Origin of the sequence: Selenomonas dianae (assembly GCF_030644225.1) — a bacterium.
In the GTDB taxonomy this organism is placed as follows: Bacteria; Bacillota; Negativicutes; order Selenomonadales; family Selenomonadaceae; genus Centipeda; species Centipeda dianae.
Genome location: NZ_CP128650.1, coordinates 480,661 through 497,837, shown reverse-complemented (window position 1 = coordinate 497,837; position 17,177 = coordinate 480,661). Strand labels below are relative to the sequence as shown.

Genomic DNA, 17,177 nt, shown 5'->3' with positions numbered 1-17,177 from the left:
TTCTACTGCATAAGCAATCTGCATTGCCTGCAACTGCTGCCGAACATGATTCAAATATACGCAATATCCACGAATCATATCAGAAAACAGCTACTGGATTCTTCAAAAGGAGATTTCTCCACTTTCAAGTCACCTCTATGCTGCAAAAATCTTCGACGAAGTTTTAGTATATCAGGATCTGCATCCATTTTTGGAGCTTTTTTTGTGCGCCAAACGATTCTTCCATGAATACTATGAAACAATGTCAGTGCATCAGACAAATTGTCTAGTGTCTTGTTCAGTTGGTGAATCGCATGCTGATAATCCTTCCCTTTTAATTCAACAAGGACAACTTCCGACGTGTCCTTTGTTTTCATAATTACCATGTAATCACATTTCAATTCCGGTGATGTAATCATATGGCTATCCACATGAATCTTGGCTATCTCCAATTCGCTTGGCAGATGGTTTTGAATATAATACTCGATTCCTTTCTCTTCACATTTAACAAGTGATCTCGAATCACAGAATTCGAGACATTTTTCCGATTTTGTGCAATTCAAAGTAGTTGTATTAGATTTTAACACTTCTTCCATACACTGTTTTGCATTATTGCAAATCATATTGTACCTCTTTTTCAAGCAGCTTTTCCATATCTTGCTCTATAATATCCGAAAGTCTGTCGATCTTGTGAGATTGGATTAAGCCTTCATTTTTATCCATAATAGATACAAGAGATGATGTTCCCGCACGTTGCAAAAGAAGGTACGCTTCAAGCTGCCCCGGAAGAATTCTATAACCTCTAGGCACGACAGCATTCTTGATATTCGCATCCTTGCCTTCAATCTTTCCAGAGTATGCCAACACATTTAAGGAGTTTAACACATAGGGACTATGAGTGGTAATAAACACCTCGCTTCCCGTAGCATACATCAATAATCCCACCATCTCCATCATATGCCTCTGTGCAATAGGAAATAAATGTGCTTCGGGTTCTTCTACAATCAAAAAAGTTTTTTGCTGTAATAAAAGGCGCTGAAAAATCAGCAGCAAAATCCATAGGGATTCCTGCTGACCGGACGAGGCATACATGAGTTTTACCCAATTTTCATTATCATAATAGAGTTTTTCTGTATCTTGTTCATTGATATAGCTTGCCTTTAAAATTTTTCTGATTGTATCTATGGCAAGCTGAACATCATGTCTACGAATATTCCTCCCTTCCATTTTTGTATACTGCTCAACGATATATTCCAGCTGCGTTCCAAATCGTTTTTTCAACTTTTGGATAAGTGCAATAAACTCCTTCAACGGTAAATCCATCTGAGACGTATCTGTTGTATCAATCTCCTGCAGCTGCTCAGACAGTGTGGCCAAAATACTTCGACCTGCCGGAATATACAAAACATCTCCCTGTATATCAAACATTGCATTGACCGTCTGCCGCAAATGTTGACGTATCAACAGGCTGGCCTGTAAATCTTGAATCACATCATCATAGACACCTATATGTTGTACTAAATCTCGTTGCCCATACAATTCTTCTGCACGTTGAAACAAAGCCTGAATGTCATTTTGTAGAACACGTGAAAATTTAATGTCCACAAAGCCATCTTTCAACGTCAGTATAAGTTGTTTCGTTCCTTTTGGCGTTGAACCGCACGCATAGTCGAACTCTATCTTGAAGGGACGCATATGCTTCGTTGTTCCAAAACACCCCATAAAGCATCGTCTTACATAGAACAAAAAACGAGCGTATCGTGTTTCTCCCGGGTGAAGCTCTGACAAATCAGACAAGCATTCCAATAGGTAATCTCGTATTTTTAACGAAAAGTATATCGTTTTAGCTAGTGTACTCTTACCTATGGCTTGTTCCCCAATGATGAGGTTGCACGATTTATCCAAGTCAAGGTCAATATGATCTAACGGACCAAAGCCTTTTATCTTTAATTTTCGCATCAATGTTCTCCTTATATCTTCGAATATCCTCCTGCCGAAAAGCAATCAAATCTGCTCTTCCACCGCAAAGGCAATCTGCATTGCCTGCACCTGCTGCCAAAGGGAAATCGGAGCTTCACGCCCTTCTTTGATTGACTTACCAAATGCCTCAAGTTCTTCGAGCTGCCCCTTTTCGCTGCCCTTCGTCTCAATCGAGGCAAGCTTTACACCGTATCCCTTCATCGACTTGTAATCATTGAGCGTAATCATCTTCCCGTCAAAGAACACTTCCATCGTTTCCTTGGGAAATTCTTTACTGCCCACAGCCGTATAGATGAGATTGGCTACAGAACCATCGTCGTAAGTAACCGTGGCAATAAAATTGTCTTTGGCACTATAATATGCCCCATTCGGCTGAATGGAGGATGCACTGACAGAAACAGCCTTTGCTCCCGTGAGGAAGTTGAATACATCATAGATATGGCACGCCTCTCCAATGTTGCGCCCCGCCCCCTCTTCAGTATGCACCCAATGATCAAGCGGAATGTAGCCTGCATTCATCGTATAGTGAATGATCATAGGATTTTGGCGTGCAGTCGTGTGCTTCGCGATCTCCTGCAGATAGCGTGAATGGCGACGATTGAATCCGGTCAAAAGAAAAGGTGCATCATGATGTTCCCGATAGAACAGCTCGATCCTTGCCAGTTCCTCGGCATTGATGGCAAGAGGCTTTTCAACAAGGACATGTTTGCCCGATTTGAGTGCTGCCAAGACCATATCGGCATGAAGGTTGTGACGTGTTGCGATAAGCACCATGTCAACGGCATCATCCGCAAGCACCTTTTCGTAATTCGTTGTCGCATAGTCAGCTCCGAACTGCTTTGCGACCGCTTCGGCATTGGTTCCCGTGCGACTCATCACGCCGCGCAATTGGTAGAGATTGCCGAGCTGTTTGATATTCGGCAGGTGCATCCCTTTGGCAAAGCCGCCCGCACCGATCAGAGCAACCTGTATCTTTTCCTTATGTGTTGGATGTGCAGCAACGGTTACAACATCCGCTTCTTCCTGGTCCTCTTGAGGGTAGGAGAGAAGCACCATGAGAGGCTTCGGTGATGCAGTTTTCAGTGATTCGTATGCGGCGTCCGCTTCCTCCACGGGATAGATTTTCGACACCATATCCATAACGGAGAGTTTTTTCGCTGCAATCAGATTCAGCACTTCCTGCAGATTGCGGTTCTCTGTCCAGCGTACATAGCTAACGGGGTATTCCAGTCCCTTTTCCTCGTAAATACTATCATAGCGCCCCGGTCCATAGGAAGTGGAGATGAAGAAATCAATCTCCTTCTCATAGAAGTCTGCACGGTTCAGATGCAGACCGACATCACCGACAAGAACAACGCGCCCCTTGCGACGACACATCTTAAATGCGGTTGAAACAATGGCATCGGACTTTGCCGCTGCCGTAATGATAACGCCGTCTGCACCAATCCCATCCGTCAGACGCGCTACCTGCTCGGCATCCGTCGTGCCATCCGGCTGAATGGCATAGTCCGCCCCATGTTTCAGTGCAATCTCGATGCGTCCCGCATCCAAATCACTGACGATCACCTTGCAGCCGCTTGCTTTGAGCATTTGTACAACAAACTGTCCGATGACGCCAAGGCCGATCACAACGAAACATTCTCCGAGTGTTGTATGGGCACGGCGTACGCCCTGCATGGCAATCGAGCCAAGTGTAACCGTACTTGCCTCTTCAAAAGAAACGGATTCTGGAATCTTCACGAGCAAGTTACGAGGTACATTGATAATCTCTGCGTGATGTGCGCACTGCGCGCCGGCACAGGCGACACGCTCACCGATCTTCACGTCACGCACATTTGCACCGACACCAATGACGACACCCGCCGCTGAGTACCCGACAAGTGCCCCCGCTTCGAGTTTCCCTTTGACAATTTCACGTGTCTGTGCAACACCTTTTTCAGCAACCATATCAAGGACTCTCTTGACCTTGTCACGTTCCTTGAGGGCACGCTTCCATAGAGGAACGGAACTCGCACGCACACCGCTCATCTCGGTACCGATGGAAATGCACGAATTTGCCACATGCACCAAAATCTTGTCAGCCTCTATCTGCGGGATAGGAATATCCTCTGCAACAGCGCATCCACGTTTAATCAGTACCTGCTTCATGCAAAAATCCCCCGTGTATCGATGACCGTCTTCCCATTAAGAAAACTCCGATCCATTGCCTTAAACTCCTTGTGATCGACGAGCAGCAGAATGATATTCGCATCCCGCATGGCTTCCTCTACCGATACAAGGCGTACATTTTTTTTATCTGCAAGGCAAGCAGGAAGTGTATGGATATTCGGCTCTACAACGAGCAGCTCATCAAGCGTCCCTGCTGCGAGTTTCTCCGCAATCTGCAGCGACGGACTCTCGCGCAGATCATCAATGTCTGGCTTAAACGCAAGACCGAGACATGCAACCTTCGGATTCTCAGTCGTGCGAACTGCTTCATATACCTTCTCCATAACAACGTGCGGTTTGCTGTCATTGACCTCACGCGCAACACGAATCAGTCGTGCATCACGCGGTGCCGAGTCTACGATAAACCATGGATCCACAGCAATGCAGTGTCCACCGACTCCGGGGCCCGGCTGAAGGATATTGACGCGCGGATGGCGATTTGCAAGACGAATCAGCTCCCAGACATCAATGCCGAGCTTGTCGCAGATAATCGAGAGTTCATTTGCAAATGCAATATTCACATCACGGAAGGAGTTCTCCGTGAGTTTTGCCATCTCTGCGGTTCTCGCATCCGTAGGGAGAAGCGCCCCTGTGACAAAACGGCTATAAAAGTCGATGGTTTTCTTCGTCGATTCCTCATCAATACCGCCGATAATGCGATCATTATGTGGCAGTTCCTCAACGATCTTGCCGGGCAGGACACGTTCCGGACAATGGGCAAAGTAAACAGACTGCCCCACAAGATCCATTCGCTCCTCAAATAGCCAGTCTCGAACTTTCTCCGTCGTTCCAACAGGACTGGTCGACTCAAGGATAATCAGATTTTCCTCTTTGACATATGGAGCAATTTCACATGTCGCCGATTCTACGAAAGACAAATCTGGTTCCTTATCCCCCTTAAATGGTGTAGGGACCGCGAGGATAAACACATCCGCTTCATGCGGCTTTACATCCGCATGGAGATTTCCCGAGGAGACTGCCTTCTTCACATACGTCGCAAGTTCCGGTTCCACAATGTGAATCTCCCCGCGATTGACCGTCTCCACGACACACTCCACCGGATCCATTCCATAGACCTTGAAGCCGTTGTTGGCAATCAGCGTCGCCGTTGGAAGACCGATGTAGCCGAGCCCTATCACACATACATTTTTCATTTATTGTGCCTCTTCCCCTGCTTTCTCCTCAAATAATGCCTCAAACTGATCCACCACATGACGAATATCATATTGCTCTAAATCAACATGATATTGTGCACTGTAGTCCCCTTTCAGAAATGCTTGAAAGACTTCTGGTCGAAACGTCTGGCGGTTAAAGCTCAAGATAGGCCTCCGACTCATGGCATAGTCAATCAGCTTACTTGGTCGTTGTGTTGCATTATCATTATCAAAGTTAATGACGAAATCCATCTTTGCCATTGCGCGAATTAGATCTTCACGATCAACAGGAGGCATAACAATCAACCGATCTTTTAATCGCACCTGATATTTCACTAGTAGTGATTGTGTAAACGGCTCATCCAGCGCATATACAATAAAACGATAATCCCCCTGTATCATCATAAGATATTCGAAAAAAAACTCCGGATTACGTATCTGTTCATAAAAGACTCCCGCATAACAGAACGTTGGTATAAGATTTTCTTGATACATACCAACAGAAATATCGATCATATGAAAACCTTGAGGAATCACTCTAATCTTCCCTTGCGAAACAGCCTCTTGATATGCTTTCTGAGCATGCTCAAACGGAATAGTAACATAATCAAAAGACTTTAGCACCCACCGTTCAAACCACTTCAAATACAAAGCTTTTGCAAAGGAAGAATTATGATACAGGGGATCTCCACAGTCAGCAATGAGTCGAATTTCTAATGAAAACAGCTTCGCAAATAAGGAAACAGCAACCAAATTATAAAAGGGGTAGCTGATAACTACCACTGCATCGTAATGATTTAACATTCTCTTTTCCAATAGTAATCTAAACAAATATATTGAATAAAGAATATTGCTAGGTGAGTCGCCTAAAAAATAGCTTGATATTTTCCTGATATACTTTTTCAAGCGAGAATATTGTTTTGTACCAGCCTTTTTTTTATCATAATTCCCGCCATAGGATACAAGATGATACCCCCACAGATCGCTATCACTACATTTAATCCCCTCAGGAGCTACCAAATCTACGCATAAGCCTCTTTCACAGAATCCTCGCAACAGTTCATAAGAACGAAACGCTCTTGGATTTCGGAGAGGTGGATAGGACCTTGTTATCATTAAAATCTTCATCTGACATGACCATCTCTTGCTATAACACACCAAACAAAAGCAAAAAGCACCCAATAAGACATAAGTCGAAAAGCATCAATATTGAAGGCGAACAAACTCGTTCCAACCAAGGTCACAAAAAGATTCTTTTTGACAATCAGCTGAAAGGATAGTTTTTCTATCCCTACTGAACGTAAAAGACCAGAAAATAAAGAGATATAATATAGCACCCAAGCAAAAAAGCCAAGCAATCCTGTTTCAGCCAGTAGGCGAGAATACAGCCCATGTGTAGATACCAGTCCGCTCTGGGCAATATATTCCTGTATCCATATATGAATTTCAGGACTCGCATACGCCCATAGAGGGTAATAATTTACAAGATATAAGCCAGCCGTACCAAAACCAACTCCATAAACAGGATAGTCAAGAAAAAGCTGCAGGGCAGCAAACTGAGAACCTAATCGTGCATCATTTGAACTACTAAAACTCCCTGCATTTCCACCTAAAAGAGACCCAAAAACGGCAAAGATGTCAACATTGACAAAATCACCATAGATTACGCCCCCGCCCACCCCTAAAAGGATAAGGCTGCCCCCATAAAGAGCTATCCAAAAAAATTTTTTCTGAAGCTCTCTTCTAAACAACAATAAATAGACAATCATTTCAACAAGAAAGATAAAATAGGCTGTCCTTGATATGCTCATAATATTTAATAAAGTAAAGTAGATCCACCCAAGAACGACAAGAATTCTATACCGACTTTTCGCAAGAAAAATCAACGAAAACAACCATGGCATTAGAATCCCGGAATACATACCAAAATATGAAGCTTCAACAGCTACAGATCTCACGCGCCCATAAGTTAAAAGTATATTTTGACTATCACTTTCACGAAATAAGGAGTCCAAAAACGATAGAACATCACCAAAGACACTTTGTCCGACAAGACTTCCCAATTCAAATATAGAGTATATACCTGCAACAAAAAAAGACAATATCAGATACTTATACAAGAATCGAAACACGTCACCATCATAGCATCTAAGCCAATTATATGTATAGAGAGAAATAGCTACATAAACACAAATAGATACCATCTGCATAAACCATATATATACCCCTGTTCTGTCTCCATAGGTGATCCCCCATAACTCCACAAAGTTTAGCAATCCTGATAAAATAACAGCAAGCACAAAAAACCATAGACATACCACAGACCTGATACGAGGGATATATACTTTTCTTCCATAACAAAGACAACTAAGTCCCCAGATAAAGACTCCAGCCATAAGTGGATAAAAACTTAGTTCTTTTCCCAACCAACCTAAATTTGCTATTCCTTTAATCGATGTAATAAAGGGAAAGAAAAGTATCGCCATACCTATGCAGATAGAGTGATATCGAATTTCGATTTTATCCATTTATCCTCCTCTATTCACATAGTGTCAGCACTTTGATAGAAGTGCCTTTAACAAATGATATGGCGTGAAAGTGACAACTAATGCAGCCAATTTATCCTTTTTTCGCAAATCTGTACTTTGCATAATGTCACACAGATTTTTACTAATGAGATATCTTCCTTTTTCGTATAGGACTCTCCCTTCTGCATATAAAGAGAGCGCCATACACCCAACGAGAAGTGTTTTCCAATAACCAGCTTTAGAGCAAGCAATACCAGAGCGTAAAAAACGATTGTACCTTTTATGTGCAATAACAAAAGATTGTCTGATGAAAGCCGCCGGTTTTCTTTGATGCGTCAAGCTAGTTGATCGATATGCATAGTAATACAGACTATAAGGAATAAAATAAATCGTTTTTAGTTTGACAGAAAATCTCGTAAAAAAATCATAGTCCTCATAATACTTCAACGAAGAGCTAAACGGAACACTTTTGACTATTGAAGATTTAAGAATATGCGTACATAAATAACTTTTAATATATCGATCGCAAGAGAGTTCATATAGATATTTCTCTATTTTTATATAACCATCAAAGGGCAATGGTTGAGGAACAGGTTTTTCGTCAGTAATCTTGGTTAGCCCAATCACAACACAATCTGGCTCCGTAAACAGAGCCTCAAAGATCTTGTTTTTCCATCGCATATCAACGTAATCATCTGGGTCACACCATGCGATATAATCTCCGGAAGATTTCTGCAAGCCTAAACTTCTGGCTGAACCAACACCTCCGTTTTCCTTATGAAATACTTTAATTTCCTTATATTTTAAAGCATAATCATCACAAATTTTCCCGCTACCATCGGTGGATCCATCATCTATACAAATCAACTCCAGATCATCTAGGCCTTGTTGTATAAAAGAAATTAAGCAACGTTCAATATATGCTCTTACGTTATATACAGGAAGAATAACACTTATCTTAAGTTTCTTTTGTTGCTCGTTTTCCATTCCAAAACTTACGTTTGAGGAAAATACCACCTTTTTTCACCCAATTCTGTCGTTCCATAAAGCGCACTTGTACTTCTTCGTAAGGAATATTGTTTGTTTCAAGCCAAACATCTAAAAGAAGTTCAGACAAATACCCATATATTCTTGCCTCGACAGGATCATAATGTGAGATGTCTGTCCTCCGCTCAACTTCACTTAATATATGGAAGAGCCATCTGCAATACCCATCGAGCAAATCTTTTCTCATTACAAGCATATTGAACATATGCGCCCAAGTTCGTTCCATTACATTATTAAACGAAACGATATATTTCGGGTATAATTCAGTTATAACCATCTCTGTCATATATAAATCTTTAGCGTAATGTGAGTGATTATAATGACTACGAATCGTTTCGATATAGTAACGTCTTTTTCTCGGAACAAGCACGGGGTGCTGTACCAAGAGCTCTTCAAAATCTCTCTTTTTAAAAACAGCTTCTCGGGCATTCCCCCAACGGTTTTTTACAAAATATCTTCTATAATGACACAGACCAATATACTCTGCTGCTAGATTTTTCCATGCCCAATAGAGACCAGTGAGTTCACAATAATTTGCATTCTTTTGACTGATATTATCTCCCGTATCGTCACCTTGATAACCAAGATCTTCTTTTCCCGCATGACCTACATGAAGAGGCAAGTACACCTTATCATCCGGCATCCAATATTTTTTATGTGTAGCCACAATGATTTTTACATCCAATCTATTTCCCTCCGTACATGAATTGATTCAATACGCACCTTTTCCCGTAAACACAATCTTTGCCGTCTTAAATAAATACATCAAATCAAGCCAAATTGACCAGTTTCGCACATACCATGTATCCATAGCAACACGCCCCGCAAAGCTAACATCGTTGCGCCCACTCGTTTGCCAAAATCCAGTAATTCCAGGGACAGTAAGTGTAATTGTCGAGAGATATTCACCAATATCGTCTCTTTCCCTTGGAAGATAAGGGCGGGGACCGACAAGGCTCATATCCCCCTTGATCACATTCAGAATCTGTGGAAGTTCATCCAGACTATACTTACGAATCCATCTCCCGAGCTTCGTAACACGGGGATCATAGTCGCGAAGCTTTGCAAATGTATTCCACTCTTCTTGCGCTGCGGGATGCTCAGCAAGATACTCTCTCATAATCTCGCCGGCATTCGTATACATGGATCGAAACTTATAGCAAGTAAATGTTTTCCCATTCTTACCAATGCGTTGACCATTGAAAAACGCAGGACCCTTCGAATCAATCTTAATACAAATCGCAATAACAAGTAGAATGGGAAGAATAGGAATACACAGGAAGCCTCCCACAAAGGTATCAAAAACTCGTTTGAATGCTCGGTTTCTGCGACGTGCAAGGTTGTTTCGGAGGGACAACATCATAATCTGCTCATTGAACAATGTCTGTGCTTCCACGTTGTAGAGTGGAACACCGATGAGATCCGGAACGAAAATTATATCCCTTACATAAGGCTGTATGTTTTCTAAGAGTGCTTGGAGCTTCTCCTTTTCCATTCCCGGCACTGTGACGATGACAGTCTTAACATAGGTGTCACGCACAATTTTTGCCGCATCGTCCAATGTTCCCATCAGGAGAAATTTCCGAGGCAATATTTCTGAAATGGGGGCATCGTCCAATATGCCGACAATTTTATAGCGATAACCAAGATCAGAATTGAATGAACGGAGCACCAACTCCGCCGTCTTCCCCGCACCAATCAGGATAACAGGTTTCATCAGCAGATTTGTTGTCTTTAGAACCTTCAACAGGACATATCGAGCAGCATAAATATTAAACAGTGCAAGTACACCAAAGAGAACAACGTAGAGACGTGAGGCAAGCATGCTCGCCTCCATGAAGTAAAGAGCTAGGATACAAGTAATGAGCGCATAGAGCACTGCATAGAAGATCTGACGTACCGTCTCCAAAATCGGCTGCATCTTCGTATAGGTCTGTGAGATAGCAAGAAATGCAATGAAAACAAGGGGAATCCAAAAGTAAAGATAAGCGTCGGAAACGTGATAGGATGTCCCCATCAAGAGACCATAGATATCATGCAGACCAAATGCCATTTTCTCTGCGAGAAGTATGGCAAAATAGTCAAAACAGATAAAAAGGAGCGGTGCACATATTCTGCGTATGCGAGCCGAAATCCGAGTTTCCGTATGCATGAATATGCTCCCCTCCTTTTTGTATTATGCTTCGCGACGATAAGCAAGCAAACTGTACCCCATCGCAAGAAGGACACCTACCACTAAGCCGATTGCAGTAATCAGCTTCTTACGCGGGGCAACAGGCTTCTCGATATCGGGCAAATTTGCCGCATCGATGATCTGGATGTCCATACTCTCCATCGCCGCCTGAATCTTGTTCTGTTCATATTGCTTAACAAGATTCAGATAAACTTCATTCTTGATCTTCGAGTCACGGCTGAGACGCATATACTCCATGACATCATCCGGAAATGTACCAAGCTCCTCTTCCTTCTTCGCCTGCTGCTTTTTCAGAGCGCTCTCACTTGCCGTTGCAACAGCAAGGTTGACCGCAGCAAGCGCACGGTTGCTAAGAAGTTGCGATTGTGTCGGATTCAGCGTGGTCGCATTGGATTCAACACTTGCAATGACCTCGGCATTGAGACTGTTCTGCAACTGCTCAAGTTCCTTGCGTGCCTGTTGAACGCTGGGGTGAAGATCCGTATAGTTCTGTTCAAGGCCGACAATCTGAACACGCTTTGCAACAATCTGATCGCGAATCTTCTGCACGGTTGAATTGTCCGAGATACTATACGCCTTGCTTGCAGATTTTTGTTCACCAAGCTTCTCGTTCGCCGCATCAAGAGATGCTTGCGCCGTCTTCGCCGCCACCTCGACTTCGCCGATTGCCTTATCGTACGCCGCCATCTGCTCAATTGCCGCCTTCGCTTGATCATCAGGACTGTAGAGTTTGTGCTCGCGACTGAACTGTGCCAGCTTCGCTTCCGCATCCTCAGCCTCATGCTTGGCGGTTCCAATGCGATCATCGAGGAACTTCATGAGCAGAGACTGCGTCTGCTGGTTCATATCAGTCTGCATGAGAAGGAAATTGTCGACGACCGCCTGTGAGATGTACTGCGCTTCCTCAGGGCTTTTTCCGCGTGCGGCAACCTCAATCAGGTTTGTTCCCTTTGTATTGCGGATATCAAGATACCCCTTTACAAACTTCTTCGCATCAGGTTTCTGATCCTCTTCAAAATCAAGCGAATCAATGATTGGATCAAGTACGGTGCGCGTTTTCATCAACTCAATGTAATTCATTGTTGGCGAGGAAACATTCCCTCCACCTACTCCAAGTGCAGCCATAGCAGCGGCAGCTCCTGAAATGTCAACCTTTGTCGCACTTCGTGTCTGAACAAGGGTCGTGGACTCATACTGCTTCGGCAGAAGCAGGGAAATCACGAAAGCGACGATGGTACAAATACCGACAATGCTAAAAACGACAGGCTTGTGCTGTCCCATCACCCGAAAAAGGTGCGAGAGGTCGATTGAGTCCTCATTTCGTTCCATATTCTTCACTCTCCCACTTAGTTCGTCACAGCCTTATACATCGTCCACACGTTGATATACGGCAAAACATCTTCGTCAAACTTGATGCCATTCGAGCGCGGCACGTAGACGATGTCACCATCCTGCAAGACGACGTTCTGTGTGAGGTCATGTTTCTTAATGTAATTCTTGATATTGAGCTGCTTATAGTACATGGTATCACCTACGACGCGGAGCACTTGAACCTGTGTACTGCGTCCGCGTCGTGTCACACCGCCGGCAGAGGCGATCGCAGCATAAACGTTGAGATTATCGACCCCGAGATTATGGATGCCCGGTGTGCCAACCTCCCCCATGACATAGACCTTGCGCGGACCGTAGGCCTTCATCAGGAGTGACAGATCCGGAACGCGCAGATATTCGCTCATACGCTCGATGAGGACTTGCTTCGCCTCGTCAAGGGTCATTCCTGCGAGTTTCACCGAGCCGACGTAGGGCAGCTGGGCATAGCCGTCCGGACCGATCATAACATCGCTCATGCCGGCACCGCCCGGGAGTCCGATGACCTGAACGTCGATCACATCGTATTTGGTCAGACGGTAGGTCTCAAGCAGACGGTCGGGCTTGAGCGTCGCGACCTTGAAATCGCCGCCCTCGACCACATGTGTCGGCATATCGCTCGCCGCCTCTGTGCAGACAGGCGTATTGCCTGCAGCGTATGCGGGCATATCCGGCAGCCCTGCGCACCCGATCAGCGCACATACACCGACAGCCGCGAAACTTTTCTTCCCTATCATGAATGTCTGACTCCTTTTTTATAAGTTCATCCAAATTATACAAAAGCCAAAGTTCCTGTCAAGTTATACACCGTTCAAAAGAAAGCCATTGTCTTTAAGAGGAACACCCATCCAAAAATGGTGAAGCACGCAAGTGCGCTGCTGTAGACGACGCAGTTGCCCGCAAGTTCCGCATCCGCCTGCATCTGCTGCGCCATGGCAAAGCCGGCGACGGCACAGGGCGTGGCGAACACGGCGATGAGTGTCACGAGCTCGACACCGCGAAAGCCCAGCATGATCGCAAGCGAAAGCACGATGGCAGGCACAATGATGAGCCGCGAGGCGACCGAAAAGATGAGCTGGCGCAGATGTGCGTGATAGCTCCCACCGTGAAAGGATGCACCGAGGATGATGAGCGCAACGGGCGTAGTCGCCGCCGCAATCTGCGCGACGGGCTTCAGCACAGGCGCAGGAATCGGCAGCTCTACGAGACGGCACAGTGCCCCCGTAATCGCCCCTAGGATCATGGGATTCATAAGTACGCTGCGCAGGGTCGGCAGGAGGTCAAATCGTCCGCCGCGAAAGGTCTCAAGCACGAGTACGCCGAGTACATTGTAGAGCGGAACGATGGCAGCGATCATCATGGTCGGAATCGCAATCGCCGCATCACCGAAGATATTGCTGACGAGCGGGATGCCCATGAGGACGTAATTGCCGCGAAAGGCCGCCTGGATCATCGGACCACGCCGCGCATTGTCCGGCTCAATGCGGCAGACAATGCCCGTAAAGACAAGTGCTGTGAGCAGCACACCGCCCGCACCAAAGAGCATGAGCCCCGGCTGGAACGCCGTCCCCGGATCGGAGACGTAGATGTTGTAGAACATCATGAAGAAAAAGAACACCCGGAACACCATGCGGTTCATATGCCGAAGTTCTTCCTCACTGAGAAGACGCGAACGCTTCACAAACACGCCGACCGCCATCAGACAAAAGAGGGGAACGACGCCGCCGAGCGCGACAAAAAAATTGCTGAGCACAAAAAAAGCCTCCCCACCCATTCTTCTGTATTATAGCAGGAAAGAGGAGGAGAGGCAACGCATAAAAGCACTTGCACGAAAGTCGGTAAATTCGTTGTATTTTATTCACAGATCCGCATCTGCTGTTCACGAAATGTGACGATGGTGAGATCAAAAGCACGGGCGAGTTCGCGTGCACGGTCATAACGCTGACCGACTCCCTCGGGGACGTGTGCATCCGAGCCGATGGTGACACAGCTTCCACCGAGTTCGCGGTAGCGTCGGTAGATGGGGGCAAGTTCCTTGATGCCGCGCGGTGTGCCGAGGCGGCGCGTGTTGATCTCGATGGCGGTGTCCGTCTCAACGAGGGCACGCAGAACTGCATCAATATCCTCACTAAATTCACCGTACGAAAGCTCGGGATTGTCGAACGGCGCGTTGCGTGCGATGAAGTCAATATGTGCGAGCGTGTTGATGAACGGATGCGCATAGATCTCATCGCGCATGACAGTGAAGTATTCGTGATACATCTCCCGTTTCTCGCGCCCCTCGAACGTCTCGGGGTAGTAAAGATCCTTGTACTCCAAAAAGTGAATCGAACCGATCACTTGGTCAAACGGAACACGCCGCAGGAATGCGGCATTTTTTTCGCGTGCACTCGCCATCATCCCCATCTCGACACCGAGCGAGAGCTTTCCGCCCGCACGCAGCGGCTCATATGCCGCCCAATACGCTTCGGGGTCAAAGGTGAACTCCTCCACGCCGTCCACGACATAGTCATAGTCGAGATGCTCGGTAAAGACGAGCCCAAGCCCCTGCCGCCCCGCCTCACGCAGAGCATCCTGCGCCTTCATCTCCGAGTCGGCAGAGAACTCCGTGTGGATATGGCTGTCAAAGTACATCGTTATTCCTCCTGCCGCTCCAACGAGCCGACCGCATCGGACAGCCGCGCAAAATCCGCAAGCGAGAGCTGCTCGCCGCGCATATTCTCCGCGATGCTCGCCGCCAGAAGCCCCGCGCGGCTCATCTCCTTTGAAAGACCTGCCCCCGTGAGCGCGTTGAGCAGGGTCTTGCGCCGCTGACCGAACGCAGCACGGACGAGACGGAAGAAGAGCTTTTCGTCGGCGGGCTGAACCGTCGGCACATCCTGCACATGACAGGCGATGACGGCACTCGTCACCTCGGGCGCAGGCAGGAAGGAGCGCGGCGGCACATCCATCACCATGCGCGGCACGGTGAAATACTGCACAGCGACGGAGAGTGCTCCGTAGTCCTTCGAGCCGGGACGCGCCGTCATACGGACAGCGACTTCCTTTTGCACCATTGTCACCAGACGCTCAATTGGCAGTCTCTGCTCAAGCAGTGTCATGATGATCGGCGTTGTGATGTAGTAGGGCAGATTCGCAACGACCTTGAATCGCTCCCCCGCACGAAATCCGAGTGTTTCCATGATATTCAGCTTCAGGATGTCGCCTGGCACAATCGTTACATTGTCATAGCCCTTCAGCGTCTCGGCGAGTACGGCGGGCAGCTTCTTGTCCAGCTCGACGGCGACAACGCGTGCCCCCGTCTCGGCAAGCCCCTGCGTCAGCGTCCCGATGCCGGGTCCGATCTCAAGCACGGTATCGGCGGGCGAGAGTTCCGCCGCATCAACAATGCCCTGCACCACGCCCCTGTCCACGAGAAAGTTTTGCCCGAGACGCTTGCTTGCACGCAGGTGAAAGGCGTTCAGGATGTGGCGCGTGACCTTCGGATCGGCAATGACGGGAATACTTGCGTTCATCATAACTCCTCTATTGCGGATATAAATTCCTCGCGGGTAATCCCGTAGGTGTTCAGACGACGGAGAAATGTCTTCGCATTGGCAAATCCGAGCCCAAGGGAGCGTCCGAGGCGTGCACGCCGTGCGGCAGCATCCTCCGTGCCCGTCAGCCCGTGCGCCATCATATCCGCCATTGAGAAAATCTCTGCGGGAGTATCCATCGGTGTCCGCACCTTTTCCAGCGCGGCGCGGATCGCGGCAGGGCTTGCCTGCTCGATGCCGATGTCGCCATCGCCGAGATTCGTCGCATCCTCAACGGGAACAAAGGCGTGGCGCGCATGTGGGAACAGCTCCGTCAACCGTGCCCGAATGCGCTCCCCCACGGTATCGGGATCGGTGAGGATGATGATGCCGCGCTTCTCGTACGCGGCGCGGATGTTCTTGATCGCCGCACTGCGCAGGCGAAAGCCGTCCGTGATGATGCAGTCTGCTTCGACTGCCCGCCGTACCGCCCGCACATCCATCTTCCCCTCGACAATGATGACTTCTTTAATCACAGCCGTTTCACAACTTCCCCATACAGTTTCTCATGGATCTCCGCAATCGGCAGCGGCTCTCCATCCATACTTGACGGAATCCGCACCCAGCCGTATCGCTGCGCGAGAAGGACGTAGGCATCGTGGGCGCGTGCGAGATAGGCGGCATCACGCTCGTGGATGTCGGGCGTGCTTCCCTGCTCCTTCGCACGCAGGGCGATCAGCCGCTCCGCCGCACGCGGCTCCATATCGAGGAAGAACACGGCATCGGGCACGGGCAGCCCCATCTTGCGGAACTCAAGATCATAGAGCCAGTCGAGATAGGCGTCGCGTTCCACCGCATCCGTGAGCTTCACCGCCTGATGCACCATGTTCGACGTGGTGTAGCGGTCAGCAAGGATAACTGCCCCCGCCTCATAGTCCCGCCCCCACTTCATGCGGTAGGAAGCGTAACGGTCAACGGCAAAGAATGTCGATGCCGCGTAGGCATTCACATCGTCCACACGTGCGCCGAAGTCCCCGCGCAGATACATCCGCACGAGCATGGAGGAGTCCGCCGCGTAGTCGGGAAATGTGACAGGCACAACACGATGCCCCTCGCGCACAAGCCGCTCCGCGAGAAGCCGTGCCTGCGTCTCCTTGCCCGAGCCGTCCCCCGCCTCGATGATAAAGAGTTTTCCGTTTGCCAT

The 17,177-nt window shown here is 47.3% G+C and carries 16 protein-coding genes; all 16 read right to left on the bottom strand.

Translation table 11 applies throughout. The features are described from left to right. Positions 1-74 precede the first annotated feature (74 nt). The gene (locus tag QU667_RS02460; protein ID WP_304987757.1) at positions 75-602 is read right to left on the bottom strand and encodes a hypothetical protein; all 528 of its coding nucleotides are present in this window, start codon (positions 600-602) and stop codon (positions 75-77) included. Beyond that, positions 589-1,938: an AAA family ATPase gene (locus tag QU667_RS02455; RefSeq protein ID WP_304987756.1), complete on the bottom strand. Its 1,350-nt coding sequence runs from the start codon at positions 1,936-1,938 to the stop codon at positions 589-591. The genes QU667_RS02460 and QU667_RS02455 overlap by 14 nt, the downstream gene beginning before the upstream one ends. Positions 1,939-1,983: 45 nt before the next feature. After that, positions 1,984-4,107: a bi-domain-containing oxidoreductase gene (locus QU667_RS02450; protein WP_304987755.1), complete on the bottom strand. Its 2,124-nt coding sequence runs from the start codon at positions 4,105-4,107 to the stop codon at positions 1,984-1,986. Further along, complete coding sequence (gene wecC / locus QU667_RS02445) at positions 4,104-5,321, bottom strand: UDP-N-acetyl-D-mannosamine dehydrogenase (protein WP_304987754.1); 1,218 nt, start codon at positions 5,319-5,321, stop codon at positions 4,104-4,106. Before wecC ends, QU667_RS02450 begins: the two co-directional genes overlap by 4 nt. Beyond that, positions 5,322-6,449, bottom strand: a complete 1,128-nt coding sequence (locus tag QU667_RS02440) for a glycosyltransferase family protein (protein WP_304987753.1) — start codon at positions 6,447-6,449, stop codon at positions 5,322-5,324. Continuing rightward, on the bottom strand, positions 6,446-7,849 hold the full coding sequence (locus tag QU667_RS02435) for an O-antigen ligase family protein (protein ID WP_304987752.1): 1,404 nt from the start codon (positions 7,847-7,849) through the stop codon (positions 6,446-6,448). Before QU667_RS02435 ends, QU667_RS02440 begins: the two co-directional genes overlap by 4 nt. 24 nt (positions 7,850-7,873) lie before the next feature. Then, positions 7,874-8,836 carry a glycosyltransferase family 2 protein gene (locus QU667_RS02430; protein ID WP_304987751.1) on the bottom strand — a complete coding sequence of 321 codons (963 nt, stop codon included), beginning with the start codon at positions 8,834-8,836 and terminating at the stop codon, positions 7,874-7,876. After that, positions 8,808-9,581, bottom strand: coding sequence for a DUF4422 domain-containing protein (locus QU667_RS02425; protein ID WP_304987750.1), 774 nt, complete (start codon positions 9,579-9,581; stop codon positions 8,808-8,810). The genes QU667_RS02430 and QU667_RS02425 overlap by 29 nt, the downstream gene beginning before the upstream one ends. A gap of 27 nt (positions 9,582-9,608) precedes the next feature. After that, a complete protein-coding gene (wbaP, locus tag QU667_RS02420; RefSeq protein ID WP_304987749.1) occupies positions 9,609-11,048 on the bottom strand; it encodes an undecaprenyl-phosphate galactose phosphotransferase WbaP in 1,440 nt (479 codons plus the stop codon). A 24-nt stretch (positions 11,049-11,072) separates the two neighbouring features. After that, positions 11,073-12,419: a GumC family protein gene (locus QU667_RS02415; RefSeq protein WP_304987748.1), complete on the bottom strand. Its 1,347-nt coding sequence runs from the start codon at positions 12,417-12,419 to the stop codon at positions 11,073-11,075. Positions 12,420-12,436: 17 nt separating this feature from the next. Then, the gene (locus QU667_RS02410; RefSeq protein ID WP_304987747.1) at positions 12,437-13,195 is read right to left on the bottom strand and encodes a polysaccharide biosynthesis/export family protein; all 759 of its coding nucleotides are present in this window, start codon (positions 13,193-13,195) and stop codon (positions 12,437-12,439) included. Between the two features lie 74 nt (positions 13,196-13,269). After that, positions 13,270-14,211 (bottom strand): AEC family transporter, encoded by a 942-nt coding sequence (locus tag QU667_RS02405; protein WP_304987746.1) that lies wholly within the window; start codon positions 14,209-14,211, stop codon positions 13,270-13,272. Positions 14,212-14,312: 101 nt separating this feature from the next. Continuing rightward, entirely contained in the window at positions 14,313-15,092 is a 780-nt protein-coding gene (locus tag QU667_RS02400; RefSeq protein ID WP_304987745.1) for a histidinol-phosphatase HisJ family protein, read from the bottom strand. A 2-nt stretch (positions 15,093-15,094) separates the two neighbouring features. Continuing rightward, the gene (rsmA, locus tag QU667_RS02395; RefSeq protein WP_304987744.1) at positions 15,095-15,973 is read right to left on the bottom strand and encodes a 16S rRNA (adenine(1518)-N(6)/adenine(1519)-N(6))-dimethyltransferase RsmA; all 879 of its coding nucleotides are present in this window, start codon (positions 15,971-15,973) and stop codon (positions 15,095-15,097) included. Beyond that, positions 15,973-16,509: a ribonuclease M5 gene (gene rnmV, locus QU667_RS02390; RefSeq protein ID WP_304987743.1), complete on the bottom strand. Its 537-nt coding sequence runs from the start codon at positions 16,507-16,509 to the stop codon at positions 15,973-15,975. Before rnmV ends, rsmA begins: the two co-directional genes overlap by 1 nt. Further along, positions 16,506-17,177 (bottom strand): dTMP kinase, encoded by a 672-nt coding sequence (locus QU667_RS02385; protein ID WP_304987742.1) that lies wholly within the window; start codon positions 17,175-17,177, stop codon positions 16,506-16,508. The genes rnmV and QU667_RS02385 overlap by 4 nt, the downstream gene beginning before the upstream one ends.